The organism is Vibrio sp. QJM3NY_15, from assembly GCF_057785995.1.
Genome location: NZ_CM173517.1, coordinates 21,871 through 39,043, shown reverse-complemented (window position 1 = coordinate 39,043; position 17,173 = coordinate 21,871). Strand labels below are relative to the sequence as shown.

Genomic DNA, 17,173 nt, shown 5'->3' with positions numbered 1-17,173 from the left:
CTGTTGCACAAATGTACGTAATTCAGGCTATAATGAATGAACGTTCATTCACTAGCGATTAGTCTATGACCAATAATACATCTCAAGATAAACGCTTACAGATACTCTCTGCTGCGGAAAAGTTAATTGCGGAGGTCGGCTTTCAAGGCTTATCCATGCAAAAACTGGCCAAAGAAGCAGGTGTGGCTGCCGGGACTATTTATCGATATTTCGATGATAAAGACCATTTAATTGAAGATGTTCGCATTCAGGTAACTCAAAGAGTCGCGGACGCTGTTCAAAATGGTGTTAATGATTCAGATTCAATAAAGCTACGTTATAGAACTATGTGGTTAAACATATGGAACTTAGCGGGTACGGACCCTGCAGCAATCAAAAATAGGGTTCAGTACGATTCTCTACCTGCAATAAATAGTATGGCATTTAGGGAACTTGAAAGAAAAATGTTTGCCCAAGTTGAGCTACTGTTTAACGAGGGTAAAGAGCAAGGAATTTTTAAACCACTCAATAATGAAATTTTAAGTGGTTTAAGTTTAGCCGCTAGCGTGTCACTTGCACGCAAGCACTCTTTAGGTTTTTACCAAATGGATGAGGCCGCATTAGAAGCAGCCATTGAAGCCAGTTGGGACGCAATAATTACACACTAGATCGGAGTTTTGACCATAATGAAAAAGTGGACTTTCTTCATGTTACTCATCGCTGTACTGCTTTTCGGCAGCGTTATCGGGTTCAACATGTTCAAACAACAAAAAATTGCTGAGTACATGGCAAACCGCCCTGAGCCAGAATTTCCAGTAACAGTGACTGAAGTTCAGCCGATCGACTGGGTTCCAGTGATTGAAGCGATTGGTTTCATCGAACCAAACCAAGGTGTAACGCTAGCCAACGAAACCAGCGGTGTCATTGATCAAATCTCTTTCGAATCTGGTACTGATGTTAAGAATGGTCAGCAACTGGTACGTCTCGATTCTGACGTAGAAAAAGCAAACCTAAAGAGTTCTGAAGCTCGTTTGCCTGCCGCGAAAGCAAAATACAAACGTTACCAAGGTCTATATAAGAAAGGCTCGATCTCTAAAGAAGCATACGATGAAGCAGAAGCGAACTACTTCTCTCTATCCGCTGATATTGAAAGCCTGAAAGCATCGATTGAACGCCGTGAAATCCGTGCACCATTCGACGGAAAAGTCGGTATTCGTAATGTGTATCTAGGTCAATACCTGCAGTCGGGTACTGATATCGTTCGTTTAGAAGACACCAGTGTAATGCGCCTGCGCTTCACCGTTTCTCAAACAGACATCTCACGCATCAATGTTGGTCAAGCTATCGATATCTTCGTGGACGCTTACCCTGAAAAACCTTTCGAAGGTTCTATTAGTGCAATCGAACCTGCAGTAAGCATCCAAAGTGGTTTGATTCAAGTTCAAGCAGACATTCCGAACAATGATGGCAAGCTTCGTAGCGGTATGTTCGCTCGTGCCAACATCATTCTGCCTAAGCTAGAGAACCAAGTAACACTACCTCAAACAGCAATCACCTTCACACTATACGGTGACAATGTTTACATCCTAACGGAAGAAGAAGGTGTTCAACGTGTTGCTCAACATGTTGTAAAAGTAGGTGAACGTACCGCTGATATTGCTCACATCCTTGAGGGTGTTAAAGCTGGCGATACAGTTGTAACTTCTGGCCAAGTTCGTCTAAGTAACGGTGCCAAAGTTAAGGTTGTGGAAAGTGATGCGATCACTCCACCATCTGAAACACCTAAGCTGTAACTGGAGGCATAATGCGCTTTACTGATGTTTTTATTAAACGTCCAGTTCTAGCGGTATCCATCAGCTTTTTGATTGCACTGCTTGGTCTACAAGCAATCTTCAAAATGCAGGTGCGTGAATACCCTGAAATGACGAATACCGTGGTAACCGTAACTACGAGTTACTACGGTGCAAGTGCCGATCTTATCCAAGGCTTTATAACCCAGCCCCTCGAACAGGCTGTGGCTCAAGCGGATAACATCGACTATATGACTTCATCTTCTGTACTGGGTAGTTCAACTATCACAGTTAACATGAAGTTGAACACCGACCCGAATGCGGCGCTGTCTGACATACTGGCCAAGACAAACTCGGTACGTTCTCAGCTTCCAAAAGAAGCCGAAGATCCAACCGTAACCATGTCGACCGGTTCAACGACCGCGGTACTTTATATTGGTTTTACCAGTGATGAGCTCGTATCAAGCCAAATTACCGATTATCTAGAGCGTGTAATCAACCCGCAGCTATTTACGGTAAATGGTGTATCTAAAGTCGACCTTTATGGTGGTATGAAATACGCACTGCGCGTATGGCTAGATCCATCAAAAATGGCAGCTGTTAACCTAACTGCTACTGATGTTATGTCGGTATTGAATGCCAACAACTACCAGTCAGCGACAGGTCAAGCTACTGGCGAATTCGTTCTTTATAACGGCAGTGCCGATACACAAGTATCAAACACTGAAGAGTTAGAGAACTTAGTCGTTAGAAGTGGTGAAGGTGAGATTATTCGTCTGTCTGACATCGCTAAGGTTTCTCTAGAGAAAAGCCACGACGTTTATCGTGCAAGTGCGAACGGTCAGGAGGCGGTTGTTGCAGCAATTAATGCGGCACCAAGTGCGAACCCAATCAACATCGCTGCAGATGTACTTGAGCTTCTTCCTCAGCTAGAGAAGAACCTTCCAAGCAACATCTCAATGAACGTAATGTACGACTCAACCATTGCGATTAACGAGTCAATTCAAGAAGTTATCAAGACAATTCTTGAAGCGGCATTAATCGTATTAATCGTAATCACATTGTTCTTAGGTTCATTCCGAGCGGTACTGATCCCTATCGTTACTATCCCACTATCTCTGATTGGTGTGGCAATGGTAATGCAGGCGATGGGCTTCTCTTGGAACCTGATGACACTACTGGCAATGGTACTCGCCATCGGTCTGGTGGTAGATGATGCGATCGTGGTACTTGAGAACGTCGACAGGCATATCAAGCTCGGAGAGTCCCCTTTCCGCGCTGCGATCATCGGTACTCGTGAAATTGCGGTGCCTGTTATCGCAATGACACTCACGCTAGGTGCGGTATACGCTCCAATCGCGATGATGGGCGGTATCACGGGCTCACTATTTAAAGAGTTCGCATTAACCCTAGCCGGTTCTGTATTTGTATCAGGTATCGTGGCACTAACGTTGTCGCCAATGATGTGTTCAAAAATGCTGAAAGCTCACGCTGAGCCGAGCAAGTTTGAGCAGAAGGTTCATAGCGTTTTGGATGGTATGACTAACCGTTACGAGCGTATGCTTGGCGCGGTAATGCAACATCGTCCAGTATTTATTGGCTTTGCTATCATCGTATTTGCAAGTTTGCCGATGTTGTTCAAGTTCATCCCTAGTGAATTAGCACCTTCAGAAGATAAAGGTGTAATTATGCTGATGGGTACAGCACCATCTAATGCGAACTTAGACTTCATGCAAAATACCATGAACGACGTAAACAAGATTCTGTCTGATCAGCCAGAAGTAGCTTACGCGCAGGTGTTCACAGGTGTTCCTAATGCAAACCAAGCGTTTGGTATTGCATCTATGGTTCCTTGGAGTGAGCGTGAAGCAAGCCAATCTGAGGTAGCAAACCGCGTTGGTGGTTTGGTGAAAGATGTTCCAGGAATGGCAGTAACAGCCTTCCAAATGCCAGAACTACCAGGTGCAGGTTCAGGCCTTCCAATTCAGTTTGTTATTACAACGCCAAACAGTTTTGAAAGCTTGTTCCAAATCACCACTGACATTTTGACTGATGTAGCGACAAACCCACTATTCGTATACTCGGATCTCGATCTGAACTACGACTCAGCAACGATGAAAGTACACATCGACAAGGATAAAGCGGGCGCATACGGCGTAACCATGCAAGATATCGGCATCACACTAGGTACCATGATGTCAGATGGCTACGTAAACCGTATCGACTTGAATGGTCGTTCTTACGAGGTTATCCCTCAGGTTGAACGTAAATTCCGTTTGAACCCAGAATCGATGAATAACTACTACGTACGTGCTGCGGACGGTAATGCTGTACCACTAGGCAGTTTGATTACGATTGATGTTGTGGCAGAGCCTCGCTCTCTTCCTCACTTCAACCAATTGAACTCAGCTACGATTGGTGCAGTACCTGCTCCAGGCGCTGCAATGGGTGATGCGATTGCATGGTTTGAAGACACGGCGGCGAATAAGCTTCCAAGTGGCTACAACCACGATTACATGGGAGAAGCACGTCAATACGTAACTGAAGGTAGCGCACTTTACGCGACCTTTGGTCTAGCACTGGCTATCATCTTCTTAGTACTGGCGATTCAATTCGAATCTCTGAAAGATCCATTGGTTATCATGGTATCTGTACCATTGGCGATCTGTGGTGCCCTAATAGCTCTGGCTTGGGGTGCGGCAACGATGAACATCTACTCGCAAGTAGGCCTCATAACCTTGGTCGGCCTGATTACCAAGCACGGTATCTTGATCTGTGAAGTTGCAAAAGAAGAACAGTTGCATCATCACAAGACTCGTATCGAAGCGGTAATGGAAGCTGCGAAGGTTCGTCTTCGTCCAATCCTGATGACAACCGCTGCGATGATCGCGGGTCTAATCCCACTGATGTACGCAAGTGGTGCGGGTGCAGCTCAGCGCTTTAGTATTGGTATCGTAATCGTTGCTGGTCTAGCGATTGGTACTATCTTCACGCTATTTGTACTGCCAGTGATTTACAGCTACTTGGCTGAAAAACACAAACCTCTACCTGTATTTGTTGAAGACAAAGACCTAGAAAAACTAGCTCGCGTCGATGAAGCAAAAGCGGCACACAGAGAATTAGCTGATAATAAGTAATCGCTAAGTCGTATTAACAATAAAAAGGCTACTTCGGTGGCCTTTTTTTATACGCCATAGGCGACATCTCAAGTGTGATTAAATAGAATAGTAGTAAATATTCAGGAGTTTTAATTGATATGTTTGATCCAAAAAAACTAGAGCAGATTGCTAAGCAGATCCACGATTCTATGCCTCAACCAGTAAAAGAGCTTGGTTCAGACGTTGATCAAAAAGTTCGCCAGGTTATCCAAGGCCAACTAAACAAGCTAGACGTTGTGAGCCGTGAAGAGTTTGATGTTCAAACACAAGTACTGCTTCGCACTCGCCAAAAGCTAACTGAAATGGAACAGAAGCTAGCGGATTTAGAAGCAAAGATTGCTGACAAGTAAGCCGTAAAGCAAGAAAACTGAAAGGGTTGGTGTGAAAACACCAACCCTTTTGTATTTCTAAGGCTCAATCAAGAACTGAAATTCGACGTCTAATACCTATCAAGCACTGTCCATTCTACTGATCTGTATAACTTTGCGTCTAAAAGCAAAAAAGGCTTGGTCAACGGCGACCAAGCCTTTTTATTAGATGTTGTGTTGCTTAATAATTGCTCCGACCTGTAAGGAGCTAGTGATACTGCTTTGCTTTTTCTACAAATTTATCAGTATCTAAGCGACTAATTAACCGCCTACAGCGATACGCTTCATGTCGCTCATGTAGCTACGTAGCTCTTCACCAATGTACTCTACAGGGTGGTTACGGATAGCTTCGTTTACTTCAATCAGCTTCGCGTTATCTACTTGGTTAGATGTTTCACCTAGACCGCGACCGATTACGTCAGTTGCAACTGAAGGCATGAACTGTTCGCGTAGTAGCGGTGTTGCCACGTTTGCGAATAGGTAGTTACCGTACTCAGCTGTATCAGAGATTACAACGTTCATTTCGTAAAGACGCTTACGAGCAACTGTGTTTGCGATTAGTGGAAGCTCATGTAGAGACTCGTAGTAAGCAGACTCATCGATGATGCCAGATGCTGTCATTGCTTCGAATGCTAGCTCAACACCCGCACGAACCATAGCAACCATAAGGATACCGTTATCGAAGTACTCTTGCTCTGAGATTTCTACGTCAGAAGCTGGGTAGTTTTCGAATGCCGTTTCGCCTGTCTCTTCACGCCAGCCTAGTAGGTTCACGTCATCGTTCGCCCAGTCAGCCATCATAGTGCTAGAGAAGTGACCAGAAATGATGTCATCCATGTGCTTGTTGTAAAGCGGACGCATTAGATCTTTTAGCTCTTCAGAAAGCTCAAACGCTTTAACTTTAGCTGGGTTAGATAGACGATCCATCATGTGAGTTACGCCACCGAACTTAAGTGCTTCAGTAATCGTTTCCCAACCGTATTGTAGAAGTTTACCTGCGTAGCCTGGTTCGATGCCATCAGCAATCATCTTCTCGTAAGATACGATAGAACCTGCTTGTAGCATGCCACATAGAATGGTTTGCTCACCCATAAGGTCAGATTTAACTTCAGCTACGAATGAAGACTCTAGGCAACCTGCACGGTGACCACCAGTACCTGCAGCCCAAGCTTTAGCGATATCCCAGCCTTCGCCTTTAGGGTCATTTTCTGGGTGAACAGCGATCAGTGTTGGAACACCGAAACCACGCTTGTACTCTTCACGTACTTCAGAACCTGGGCACTTAGGTGCAACCATTACAACGGTAAGGTCAGCACGTAATTGCATGCCTTCTTCAACAACGTTGAAACCATGAGAGTAACCAAGAGCAGCACCTTCTTTCATTAGAGGCATTACTGTCTCAACAACATTAGTGTGTTGCTTATCAGGAGTAAGGTTAATCACTAGGTCTGCTTGAGGGATTAGCGTTTCGTAGCTACCAACTACAAAGCCGTTTTCGTCAGCATTCTTGAATGATTGACGCTTCTCATCAATTGCAGCTTGGCGTAGAGCGTAAGATACGTCTAGACCAGAATCACGCATGTTTAGACCTTGGTTTAGGCCTTGAGCACCACAGCCAACAATGACGATCTTCTTACCTTCAAGGTATTCAGCTTCAGTCGTAAATTCTTCACGATCCATGAAACGGCAGCGACCTAATTGGTCTAGTTGCTCACGAAGGTTTAATGTATTGAAATAGTTAGCCATTGTAGGGCACTCCTTTAAAAATAAGTCCGTAAGGTCGATATCTCTCTATCGAATGACTTCATACTAAAACAGACATCCCGTTGCTGAAAGTGATATATTCACAATTAGTTATTGCAATAAATGCAACATGGAAAAGATCACAGAACATGAACATAAAATCTCTACAATTATTTATACATTTATGTGATAGCAAGAATTTCAGCAAAACAGCTGCGGCTATGCACGTCAGTCCTTCTGCCCTTAGTCGTCAAATACAAAAGCTTGAGGAAGAAACAGGGCAAGAACTGCTTATCAGGGATAATCGAAGTGTTGATCTCACTCCGGCAGGTAAACACCTATTACCTGTGGCATTGAGCATCGTTGGCGAGTGGCAGCAATATAATCTTCATCTAAAAGGCGGAGAACAGGAACTCAAGGGTGAGATCCGTATTTTCTGTTCCGTAACAGCAAGCTACAGTCACCTTCCTGAACTCATTACCGAATTCAGAGCTATTCATCCGTATATTGAGTTTAAGCTCTCTACCGGTGATCCAGCGCAGTCCATTGACAAGATACTGAATGATGAAGCTGATATTGCTATTTCAGCTAAACCAGACATTTTGCCTTCAAGATTAGAATTCGAAACCATTAGCGATATACCACTGTCAGTAATCATCCCATCCGGTGTCAGTAGCTTTAGTCAGCAACTGCAATCCGAAAAGCCAAATTGGAATGAGGTGCCTTTTATCATTCCCGAAGCTGGTACTGCTCGTGAACGTGCAAATGCATGGTTCAAAAAGATGAAGATTAAGCCCAGCATTTACGCCCAGGTATCTGGGCATGAGGCGATTGTAAGCATGGTTGCGCTAGGTTGTGGAGTGGGTATTGCTCCTGATGTCGTCATTAACAACAGTCCTGTGAGAGACAAGGTCGATCGCTTAAAAATAGAACCTATCAAACCCTTTGAATTAGGCGTTTGCTGTAAACGATCTCAACTTGAGAACCCACTGATTAGAGCGTTTTGGCAAGTAGCCGAAGGAAAATATCTCCCTGACTAGTTAACTTTAGATATGCTGGTTAAGAGAATAATAGAGAGCACGTTAGTGCTCTTTTTTTTCTAAATAGCAGATATGAAAAAGCCCGCTGATTTCTCAGCGGGCTTTTCAATGGTGGTGGAGGGATAGGGATTTGAACCCTAGAACCGCTATTAACGGTTGCCGGTTTTCAAGACCGGTGCTTTCGACCACTCAGCCATCCCTCCAACAAATTGTCATCAATAGATTAGTACACTAATGATGCTGTTAATTGCTAATGCAAGTAACGATATTTAAAGCCTGGCGATGTCCTACTCTCACATGGGGAAACCCCACACTACCATCGGCGCTATTGTGTTTCACTTCTGAGTTCGGCATGGAATCAGGTGGGTCCACAATGCTATGGTCGCCAAGCAAATTTTAAAATTCGGAAAACTGATTTAAAAGTCTCTTTCAAACTCATTCAAGGTCTGTCTTTGAGTCCACAAAACCCCTTGGGTGTTGTATGGTTAAGCCTCACGGGCAATTAGTACAGGTTAGCTCAATGCCTCGCAGCACTTACACACCCTGCCTATCAACGTCGTAGTCTACGACAACCCTTTAGGACACTTATAGTGCCAGGGAAAACTCATCTCAAGGCTCGCTTCCCGCTTAGATGCTTTCAGCGGTTATCGATTCCGAACTTAGCTACCGGGCAATGCCATTGGCATGACAACCCGAACACCAGAGGTTCGTCCACTCCGGTCCTCTCGTACTAGGAGCAGCCCCTTTCAATTTTCCAACGCCCACGGCAGATAGGGACCGAACTGTCTCACGACGTTCTAAACCCAGCTCGCGTACCACTTTAAATGGCGAACAGCCATACCCTTGGGACCGACTTCAGCCCCAGGATGTGATGAGCCGACATCGAGGTGCCAAACACCGCCGTCGATATGAACTCTTGGGCGGTATCAGCCTGTTATCCCCGGAGTACCTTTTATCCGTTGAGCGATGGCCCTTCCATTCAGAACCACCGGATCACTATGACCTGCTTTCGCACCTGCTCGAATTGTCATTCTCGCAGTCAAGCGGGCTTATGCCATTGCACTAACCACACGATGTCCAACCGTGTTTAGCCCACCTTCGTGCTCCTCCGTTACTCTTTGGGAGGAGACCGCCCCAGTCAAACTACCCACCAGGCACTGTCCGTAATCCCGATTCAGGGACCAACGTTAGAACATCAAAACTACAAGGGTGGTATTTCAAGGACGACTCCACCACATCTAGCGACGCGGTTTCATAGTCTCCCACCTATCCTACACATGTAGGTTCAATGTTCAGTGCCAAGCTGTAGTAAAGGTTCACGGGGTCTTTCCGTCTAGCCGCGGGTACACTGCATCTTCACAGCGATTTCAATTTCACTGAGTCTCGGGTGGAGACAGCGTGGCCATCATTACGCCATTCGTGCAGGTCGGAACTTACCCGACAAGGAATTTCGCTACCTTAGGACCGTTATAGTTACGGCCGCCGTTTACCGGGGCTTCGATCAAGAGCTTCGACCGAAGTCTAACCCCATCAATTAACCTTCCGGCACCGGGCAGGCGTCACACCGTATACGTCATCTTACGATTTTGCACAGTGCTGTGTTTTTAATAAACAGTTGCAGCCACCTGGTATCTGCGACTCTCGTCTGCTCCATCCGCAAGGGACTTCACTGATAAGAGCGTACCTTCTCCCGAAGTTACGGTACCATTTTGCCTAGTTCCTTCACCCGAGTTCTCTCAAGCGCCTTGGTATTCTCTACCCGACCACCTGTGTCGGTTTGGGGTACGATTCCTTACAATCTGAAGCTTAGAGGCTTTTCCTGGAAGCATGGCATCAATGACTTCACTACCGTAGTAGCTCGACATCGTATCTCAGCGTTAATGAAAGTCCGGATTTACCTAAACTTTCCGCCTACATACTTGAACCTGGACAACCGTCGCCAGGCCCACCTAGCCTTCTCCGTCCCCCCATCGCAATTGTAAGAAGTACGGGAATATTAACCCGTTTCCCATCGACTACGCCTTTCGGCCTCGCCTTAGGAGTCGACTTACCCTGCCCCGATTAACGTTGGACAGGAACCCTTGGTCTTCCGGCGAGGGAGTTTTTCACTCCCTTTATCGTTACTCATGTCAGCATTCGCACTTCTGATACCTCCAGCAGCCCTTACAGACCACCTTCAACGGCTTACAGAACGCTCCCCTACCCCACATACCCTAAGGTACGTAGCCGCAGCTTCGGTGTATAGCTTAGCCCCGTTACATCTTCCGCGCAGGCCGACTCGACCAGTGAGCTATTACGCTTTCTTTAAATGATGGCTGCTTCTAAGCCAACATCCTGGCTGTCTGAGCCTTCCCACATCGTTTCCCACTTAGCTATACTTTGGGACCTTAGCTGGCGGTCTGGGTTGTTTCCCTCTCCACGACGGACGTTAGCACCCGCCGTGTGTCTCCCGGATAGTACTTACTGGTATTCGGAGTTTGCAAAGGGTTGGTAAGTCGGGATGACCCCCTAGCCTTAACAGTGCTCTACCCCCAGTAGTATTCGTCCGAGGCGCTACCTAAATAGCTTTCGGGGAGAACCAGCTATCTCCAGGTTTGATTGGCCTTTCACCCCTAGCCACAAGTCATCCGCTAATTTTTCAACATTAGTCGGTTCGGTCCTCCAGTTGATGTTACTCAACCTTCAACCTGCCCATGGCTAGATCACCTGGTTTCGGGTCTAATCCTAGCAACTGTACGCCCAGTTAAGACTCGGTTTCCCTACGGCTCCCCTAAACGGTTAACCTTGCTACTAAAATTAAGTCGCTGACCCATTATACAAAAGGTACGCAGTCACACCACGAAGGTGCTCCTACTGCTTGTACGTACACGGTTTCAGGTTCTATTTCACTCCCCTCACAGGGGTTCTTTTCGCCTTTCCCTCACGGTACTGGTTCACTATCGGTCAGTCAGTAGTATTTAGCCTTGGAGGATGGTCCCCCCATATTCAGACAGGATATCACGTGTCCCGCCCTACTCGATTTCACTGATTATGATGTGTCGGTTACGGGGCTATCACCCTTTATTGCGAGACTTTCCAGACTCTTCACCTGCATCATTAAAAGCTTAAGGGCTAATCCAATTTCGCTCGCCGCTACTTTCGGAATCTCGGTTGATTTCTCTTCCTCGGGGTACTTAGATGTTTCAGTTCCCCCGGTTTGCCTCCTGTTGCTATGTATTCACAACAGGATACGTGCTTATGCACGTGGGTTTCCCCATTCAGAAATCCCAGACTCAAAAGGTTATTACTACCTAATCTGGGCTTATCGCAAGTTATTACGTCTTTCATCGCCTCTGACTGCCAAGGCATCCACCGTGTACGCTTAGTCACTTAACCATACAACCCGAAAGGGTCTTAGTGTATGGCAACTAACCAAGGTTTTTGGTTGTCATCAAGAAGGGTTAATTCTTGATAACTGTTTGCCGGACTCAATTGTGAATCAAACTAACGTTTGATTCGAATACAAGACACTTGAATGTGTTTGTTGTGTTTATCAATAAAGATAAACATTGAGAACTTTTAAATTTGATTGAATTACTCGTAAGTAATCAATCAGTCAGCTTTCCAAATTGTTAAAGAGCAAGAGTTTTAAAGCGTTAAACTATTAAACCCATTTTTAAATACTCTCTTTCGAGAATGCTTAAAGATGGTGGGCGATACCGGGCTCGAACCAGTGACCCCCTGCTTGTAAGGCAGGTGCTCTCCCAACTGAGCTAATCGCCCATGATAGTTTTAATTCCTTCATGGAGAAAGAATGGTGGAGCTATGCGGGATCGAACCGCAGACCTCCTGCGTGCAAGGCAGGCGCTCTCCCAGCTGAGCTATAGCCCCATATTTTTATTTCCTTGGGAGGAAATGGTGGGTCGTGCAGGATTCGAACCTGCGACCAATTGATTAAAAGTCAACTGCTCTACCAACTGAGCTAACGACCCAATGGTATCCCGTAGGGGAGTCGAACCCCTGTTACCGCCGTGAAAGGGCGGTGTCCTAGGCCTCTAGACGAACGGGACACTGCTAATTTATCTCCACTTTAAAAGTAGAAACAAACTTCGAAGAACCTTGGGAGTTCTTCTTCTCTTTGCTTTTCTAAACCTAATCAATCTGTGTGGACACTCATCGTAAGTATCTTCGTATAAGGAGGTGATCCAGCCCCAGGTTCCCCTAGGGCTACCTTGTTACGACTTCACCCCAGTCATGAACCACAAAGTGGTGAGCGTCCTCCTCGAAAGGTTAAACTACCCACTTCTTTTGCAGCCCACTCCCATGGTGTGACGGGCGGTGTGTACAAGGCCCGGGAACGTATTCACCGTGACATTCTGATTCACGATTACTAGCGATTCCGACTTCATGGAGTCGAGTTGCAGACTCCAATCCGGACTACGACGCACTTTTTGGGATTCGCTCACTATCGCTAGCTTGCTGCCCTCTGTATGCGCCATTGTAGCACGTGTGTAGCCCTACTCGTAAGGGCCATGATGACTTGACGTCGTCCCCACCTTCCTCCGGTTTATCACCGGCAGTCTCCCTGGAGTTCCCGACATTACTCGCTGGCAAACAAGGATAAGGGTTGCGCTCGTTGCGGGACTTAACCCAACATTTCACAACACGAGCTGACGACAGCCATGCAGCACCTGTCTCAGAGTTCCCGAAGGCACACCTGCGTCTCCGCTGGCTTCTCTGGATGTCAAGAGTAGGTAAGGTTCTTCGCGTTGCATCGAATTAAACCACATGCTCCACCGCTTGTGCGGGCCCCCGTCAATTCATTTGAGTTTTAATCTTGCGACCGTACTCCCCAGGCGGTCTACTTAACGCGTTAGCTCCGAAAGCCACGGCTCAAGGCCACAACCTCCAAGTAGACATCGTTTACGGCGTGGACTACCAGGGTATCTAATCCTGTTTGCTCCCCACGCTTTCGCATCTGAGTGTCAGTGTCTGTCCAGGGGGCCGCCTTCGCCACTGGTATTCCTTCAGATCTCTACGCATTTCACCGCTACACCTGAAATTCTACCCCCCTCTACAGCACTCTAGTTCACCAGTTTCAAATGCAGTTCCGAGGTTGAGCCCCGGGCTTTCACATCTGACTTAATGAACCACCTGCATGCGCTTTACGCCCAGTAATTCCGATTAACGCTCGCACCCTCCGTATTACCGCGGCTGCTGGCACGGAGTTAGCCGGTGCTTCTTCTGTTGCTAACGTCAAGATGTGCAGCTATTAACTACACACCCTTCCTCACAACTGAAAGTACTTTACAACCCGAAGGCCTTCTTCATACACGCGGCATGGCTGCATCAGGCTTTCGCCCATTGTGCAATATTCCCCACTGCTGCCTCCCGTAGGAGTCTGGACCGTGTCTCAGTTCCAGTGTGGCTGATCATCCTCTCAGACCAGCTAGGGATCGTCGCCTTGGTGAGCCATTACCTCACCAACTAGCTAATCCCACCTAGGCATATCTTGACGCGAGAGGTCCGAAGATCCCCCTCTTTGGCCCGTAGGCATTATGCGGTATTAGCCATCGTTTCCAATGGTTATCCCCCACATCAAGGCAATTTCCTAGGCATTACTCACCCGTCCGCCGCTCGACGCCCAACAAATCCTCCGAAGAATCAATGTTGTCGTTTCCGCTCGACTTGCATGTGTTAGGCCTGCCGCCAGCGTTCAATCTGAGCCATGATCAAACTCTTCAATTTAAGATTTTGTGACTCAACGAATACTGACTTCAAAACTACTATGTAATTTTAAAGCTATTACCATTCCAACAGAATGGTAATGAATTGACTGTGCCAAATAACCGAAGTTATTCGTATTGGTCACTCAGTTCATTGAAATCAAGTTTGTTACCGAAGTAACTGTCATTACGCTCTTTCTAAAAAGAACCAATAACGTTTTGATATTCATCAACGAGTGCCCACACAGATTGATAGGTTTAAATTGTTAAAGAGCTTTTCCTTTTTGAGCTTCGCTCAAATCGGACGGCCATTTTAGCGATTTAAGTTTTAGTGTCAACCACTATTTTCAAAACTTTTTTCAAGCGCTTAGCTTGGCTAATTTGACCTGCTGATTCGTTTTGGTTTCTTACGAAGCCTTCCCGTTTCAACGAGGTCGCATTATAGAGATTTCGATCACACTGGCAAGCCCTTTTTGAAGTTTTTCTCGTTTTTTTATTCGTTCGATTAAAAAGAGCACAAAACGCCTCAAAAGTAGGCTTTTCTCTTACATCTCTTGCAGTTTCTTAGAGAATAAAGAGACTTTTTCCCAGTTCGTGTACTCAACTTCCTTGGTTGTATCCGTTTCTCCACCTGTCATATTCATAATGAAGCGAATCATGGTTTTATCGAACCAGTTATAACGTGGGTAATAGAGGGCACCAGCAAATACACCGATTAACGTCGGCTGCCACGGAGACTTTATAAGAAACTTCTTAATATAAGCGCTACCTTCAGGGGTATCTTTACCTTGGTCTTCTTTACGAGCTGTTAAGTTAACGCAAAAGAAAGCAACCTTGTTTGATTGCAACTGAGCAAGGTTGGCATCAATAAACTGATATAGCTTCTTATTAAGGTGGCCGTAACGAATAGATGCGCCAATCAACACTCTGTCGTATTGAGCAAAGTCGACATTACTAACGGTGTGCAGATCTTGAAGCTCACATTCGAACTCATCCATTTCTTCTTTTATATAGTTCAAGATTTTCTTGGTCTGCCCTTCACGGCTTGAATACAAAAATAGAGCTTTTGCCACAATATGTCCTTAGCTACGCCAAAACGTAGGGGTCAATAAAATTAATAAGGTGAATATCTCTAAACGGCCAAACAGCATGGATACGATCAACACCCATTTAGCCTTGTCATTCACATCGCCGAAGTGCATTGCCACTTCACCTAAGCCTGGACCAAGATTATTCAATGTTGCCGCTACAGCAGAGAAAGCGCTTAGCTCATCCATCCCCGTAGCAATAAGAGCCAACATACAAACCACAAAAACCAATGCGTATGCAGAGAAGAAGCCCCAAACCGCATCAACGACACGTTGTGGTAGCGCTGAACCACCAACCTTGATGGTATAGACAGCACGCGGGTGGACAAGACGCTTCATTTCACGAGCACCCTGTAAAGTAAGCAGTAATATTCGAATGACTTTCATACCACCGCCCGTTGAACCTGCACAGCCACCTATAAAAGAAGAGAACAGAAGCAGCACAGGTAAGAATAACGGCCATTCAGAGAAACCGGTGGTGGTGAAGCCTGCGGTTGTTGAAATAGATACTGTCTGGAACAACGCCTGATCGAAAGCATCATAATACGAATCATAAGAGTGATGATTCAGCAGCAATAAGAAACAAACTAAGAACAGCACGACTTGAATAAAGATAAAAGCGCGGAACTCAGGATCTTTCCAGTAATATTTAGGATGTACGCCACCAGAAGCAAATGCCGCAAAGTGAAGAGAATAGTTACACGCAGATATAAGAAGGAACACGACCGTAATCATGTTAATCGCAGGGCTGTTGAAGTAGCCCATACTCGCATCGTGAGTCGAGAAGCCACCAATAGCAATGGTTGAGAAACTGTGGCTGATTGCATCAAAGAAACTCATGCCTGCAAGCCAAAATGCCACCGCACAAGCAATAGTTAAGCTTAAATAGATGTACCAGAGCGCTTTTGCCGTTTCAGCAATACGCGGGGTCATCTTACTGTCTTTTACTGGACCCGGTATTTCAGCACGATATAGCTGCATACCACCGATGCCCAGAACAGGAAGGATGGCTACCGCCAATACGATGATACCCATACCACCAAACCATTGCAGGAATTGGCGGTAAAATAGAATTGCTTTAGGGAGATCATCGAGGCCAACAATTACGGTTGCACCTGTCGTTGTTAATGCAGAAAACGATTCAAAAAAGGCATCAGTAACGGAAACACTCGGATTATCTGCGATCAAAAACGGCAGCGCACCAGCACTACCGATTACCGTCCAGAACAAAACAACAATCAAAAAGCCATCACGCGCTTTCAATTCATGTTTATAGCGGCGGTTTGGAAACCAGCAAGTTGCTCCACAAAATAATAGAACGAAGAAAGTCGTCACAAATGGCACACCCGCACCATCTCTATAGATCAGTGCGACGAGCGCAGGTGCGAGCATTGATACACTAAAAAGTGCTAATAATAATCCGACGATTCGAATAATTGAGCGAAATTGCATGAGCTATTGAACGAAGCGAAATGCTTCACACTTCCTAGTTGTCTTTGACTTTCGTTACCAGTGCCTTGGCACCGCTTTTATTGATCATGGTTTGGGTAAACGAATCTACCTGAAGGAGCTCTATTTCAATAATAAGCTCAACTTGAACACCATAATCCGCTTGGACTTCAACAGCCTGATGCTGAGCCATAATGGATTGCGCAATTGGCACAAAGCCATAGTCTAACTCTAGCCGTAATTTTGTGGTTATTTTTTTCTCGATAGTTTGAAGCAGCTTGAGAGCTTGTTGTACTCCACCACCATAAGCCTTTACTAGGCCACCCGTTCCAAGCTTGATTCCGCCTGAATAACGAGTGACAACAGCCGTAAGCTCACCGACACCAGAACCAGACAGTTGCGCCAAGATAGGCTTACCCGCAGTACCAGATGGCTCTCCATCATCACTAAAGCCCCATTTCATTGAGTCTTCAGGTCGCCCTGCAGCAAAACCCCAACAATTATGTCGCGCTGATGAATGCTCTTTTTTTACCTGTTCTACGAACTGTTTAGCAGCTTCTACACTTGGAGTATGAGCAAGATGAGTAATGAAGACGCTCTTCTTTATCTCCTCTTCAAACAGAGCCGACGCTGACGGTATTAAATAGGGCTGTTCATTCATATCGTTAACTTAATTAATAAGAGCGGCGAAGTGTATCACGCGTGAATAATAAGGGTTAGAGGATCTGTGCTATCGCACAATGTTAAACAATTGTTTAAAAAATGTATTGAAATTCACCAAGTAGAGGTACAGACTAGAATAACTGGTCTTACCAGGTATTCTACAATAATAGAAAGATAACAAGATTCTCTC

The 17,173-nt window shown here is 45.7% G+C and carries 9 protein-coding genes, 5 tRNA genes and 3 rRNA genes; 5 read left to right on the top strand and 12 right to left on the bottom strand.

Features of this window, described 5'->3' with window-relative positions:
* The first annotated feature begins 65 nt into the window (after positions 1-65).
* The 4 genes from AC3CKG_RS00170 (at position 66) to ubiK (ending at position 5,277) form a co-directional block, all read left to right on the top strand.
* A complete protein-coding gene (locus AC3CKG_RS00170) occupies positions 66-647 on the top strand; it encodes a TetR/AcrR family transcriptional regulator (RefSeq protein ID WP_065106033.1) in 582 nt (193 codons plus the stop codon).
* Positions 648-665: 18 nt separating this feature from the next.
* On the top strand, positions 666-1,772 hold the full coding sequence (locus AC3CKG_RS00165; RefSeq protein ID WP_488528606.1) for an efflux RND transporter periplasmic adaptor subunit: 1,107 nt from the start codon (positions 666-668) through the stop codon (positions 1,770-1,772).
* A gap of 11 nt (positions 1,773-1,783) precedes the next feature.
* On the top strand, positions 1,784-4,906 hold the full coding sequence (locus AC3CKG_RS00160) for a multidrug efflux RND transporter permease subunit (RefSeq protein ID WP_017112133.1): 3,123 nt from the start codon (positions 1,784-1,786) through the stop codon (positions 4,904-4,906).
* A gap of 119 nt (positions 4,907-5,025) precedes the next feature.
* Entirely contained in the window at positions 5,026-5,277 is a 252-nt protein-coding gene (gene ubiK, locus AC3CKG_RS00155; protein ID WP_009848085.1) for a ubiquinone biosynthesis accessory factor UbiK, read from the top strand.
* A 279-nt stretch (positions 5,278-5,556) separates the two neighbouring features.
* On the opposite strand, the gene ilvC is transcribed toward ubiK, so the two are convergent.
* Entirely contained in the window at positions 5,557-7,041 is a 1,485-nt protein-coding gene (gene ilvC, locus AC3CKG_RS00150; protein ID WP_017112134.1) for a ketol-acid reductoisomerase, read from the bottom strand.
* Positions 7,042-7,187: 146 nt separating this feature from the next.
* Between ilvC and ilvY the strand changes: the two genes are divergently transcribed.
* Positions 7,188-8,078 carry an HTH-type transcriptional activator IlvY gene (gene ilvY, locus AC3CKG_RS00145; RefSeq protein ID WP_099167169.1) on the top strand — a complete coding sequence of 297 codons (891 nt, stop codon included), beginning with the start codon at positions 7,188-7,190 and terminating at the stop codon, positions 8,076-8,078.
* A 112-nt stretch (positions 8,079-8,190) separates the two neighbouring features.
* Here the strand turns inward: ilvY and AC3CKG_RS00140 are convergent.
* The 11 genes from AC3CKG_RS00140 to AC3CKG_RS00090 all read right to left on the bottom strand — a co-directional run bounded on the left by AC3CKG_RS00140 (position 8,191) and on the right by AC3CKG_RS00090 (position 16,981).
* Positions 8,191-8,281: transfer RNA gene (locus AC3CKG_RS00140), tRNA-Ser, on the bottom strand.
* A gap of 71 nt (positions 8,282-8,352) precedes the next feature.
* Positions 8,353-8,468 (bottom strand): 5S ribosomal RNA (gene rrf / locus AC3CKG_RS00135).
* Between the two features lie 91 nt (positions 8,469-8,559).
* Positions 8,560-11,453: ribosomal RNA gene (locus tag AC3CKG_RS00130) — 23S ribosomal RNA — on the bottom strand.
* Between the two features lie 311 nt (positions 11,454-11,764).
* Positions 11,765-11,840: transfer RNA gene (locus AC3CKG_RS00125), tRNA-Val, on the bottom strand.
* A gap of 32 nt (positions 11,841-11,872) precedes the next feature.
* Positions 11,873-11,948 (bottom strand) — tRNA-Ala (locus tag AC3CKG_RS00120).
* Between the two features lie 25 nt (positions 11,949-11,973).
* A tRNA-Lys gene (locus tag AC3CKG_RS00115) sits at positions 11,974-12,049 on the bottom strand.
* Positions 12,050-12,051: 2 nt separating this feature from the next.
* Positions 12,052-12,127, bottom strand: a tRNA-Glu gene (locus AC3CKG_RS00110).
* 123 nt (positions 12,128-12,250) lie between these two features.
* Positions 12,251-13,805: ribosomal RNA gene (locus AC3CKG_RS00105) — 16S ribosomal RNA — on the bottom strand.
* Together the 16S, 23S and 5S rRNA genes with 5 tRNA genes alongside form the textbook arrangement of a ribosomal RNA operon.
* Positions 13,806-14,328: 523 nt before the next feature.
* On the bottom strand, positions 14,329-14,856 hold the full coding sequence (gene hemG, locus AC3CKG_RS00100) for a menaquinone-dependent protoporphyrinogen IX dehydrogenase (RefSeq protein ID WP_102340047.1): 528 nt from the start codon (positions 14,854-14,856) through the stop codon (positions 14,329-14,331).
* A 9-nt stretch (positions 14,857-14,865) separates the two neighbouring features.
* Positions 14,866-16,323 carry a TrkH family potassium uptake protein gene (locus tag AC3CKG_RS00095; RefSeq protein WP_012602960.1) on the bottom strand — a complete coding sequence of 486 codons (1,458 nt, stop codon included), beginning with the start codon at positions 16,321-16,323 and terminating at the stop codon, positions 14,866-14,868.
* 34 nt (positions 16,324-16,357) lie between these two features.
* Positions 16,358-16,981: a YigZ family protein gene (locus AC3CKG_RS00090; protein WP_004736669.1), complete on the bottom strand. Its 624-nt coding sequence runs from the start codon at positions 16,979-16,981 to the stop codon at positions 16,358-16,360.
* Positions 16,982-17,173: the final 192 nt, after the last annotated feature.

What these genes read in the sequence shown, in the direction of transcription:
- AC3CKG_RS00095 (WP_012602960.1), bottom strand. Translation starts at nt 16,323, where the DNA reads ATGCAATTTCGCTCAATTATTCGAATCGTCGGATTATTATTAGCACTT.
- AC3CKG_RS00160 (WP_017112133.1), top strand. Translation starts at nt 1,784, where the DNA reads ATGCGCTTTACTGATGTTTTTATTAAACGTCCAGTTCTAGCGGTATCC.
- ilvC (WP_017112134.1), bottom strand. Translation starts at nt 7,041, where the DNA reads ATGGCTAACTATTTCAATACATTAAACCTTCGTGAGCAACTAGACCAA.
- ubiK (WP_009848085.1), top strand. Translation starts at nt 5,026, where the DNA reads ATGTTTGATCCAAAAAAACTAGAGCAGATTGCTAAGCAGATCCACGAT.
- AC3CKG_RS00090 (WP_004736669.1), bottom strand. Translation starts at nt 16,981, where the DNA reads ATGAATGAACAGCCCTATTTAATACCGTCAGCGTCGGCTCTGTTTGAA.
- ilvY (WP_099167169.1), top strand. Translation starts at nt 7,188, where the DNA reads ATGAACATAAAATCTCTACAATTATTTATACATTTATGTGATAGCAAG.
- AC3CKG_RS00170 (WP_065106033.1), top strand. Translation starts at nt 66, where the DNA reads ATGACCAATAATACATCTCAAGATAAACGCTTACAGATACTCTCTGCT.
- AC3CKG_RS00165 (WP_488528606.1), top strand. Translation starts at nt 666, where the DNA reads ATGAAAAAGTGGACTTTCTTCATGTTACTCATCGCTGTACTGCTTTTC.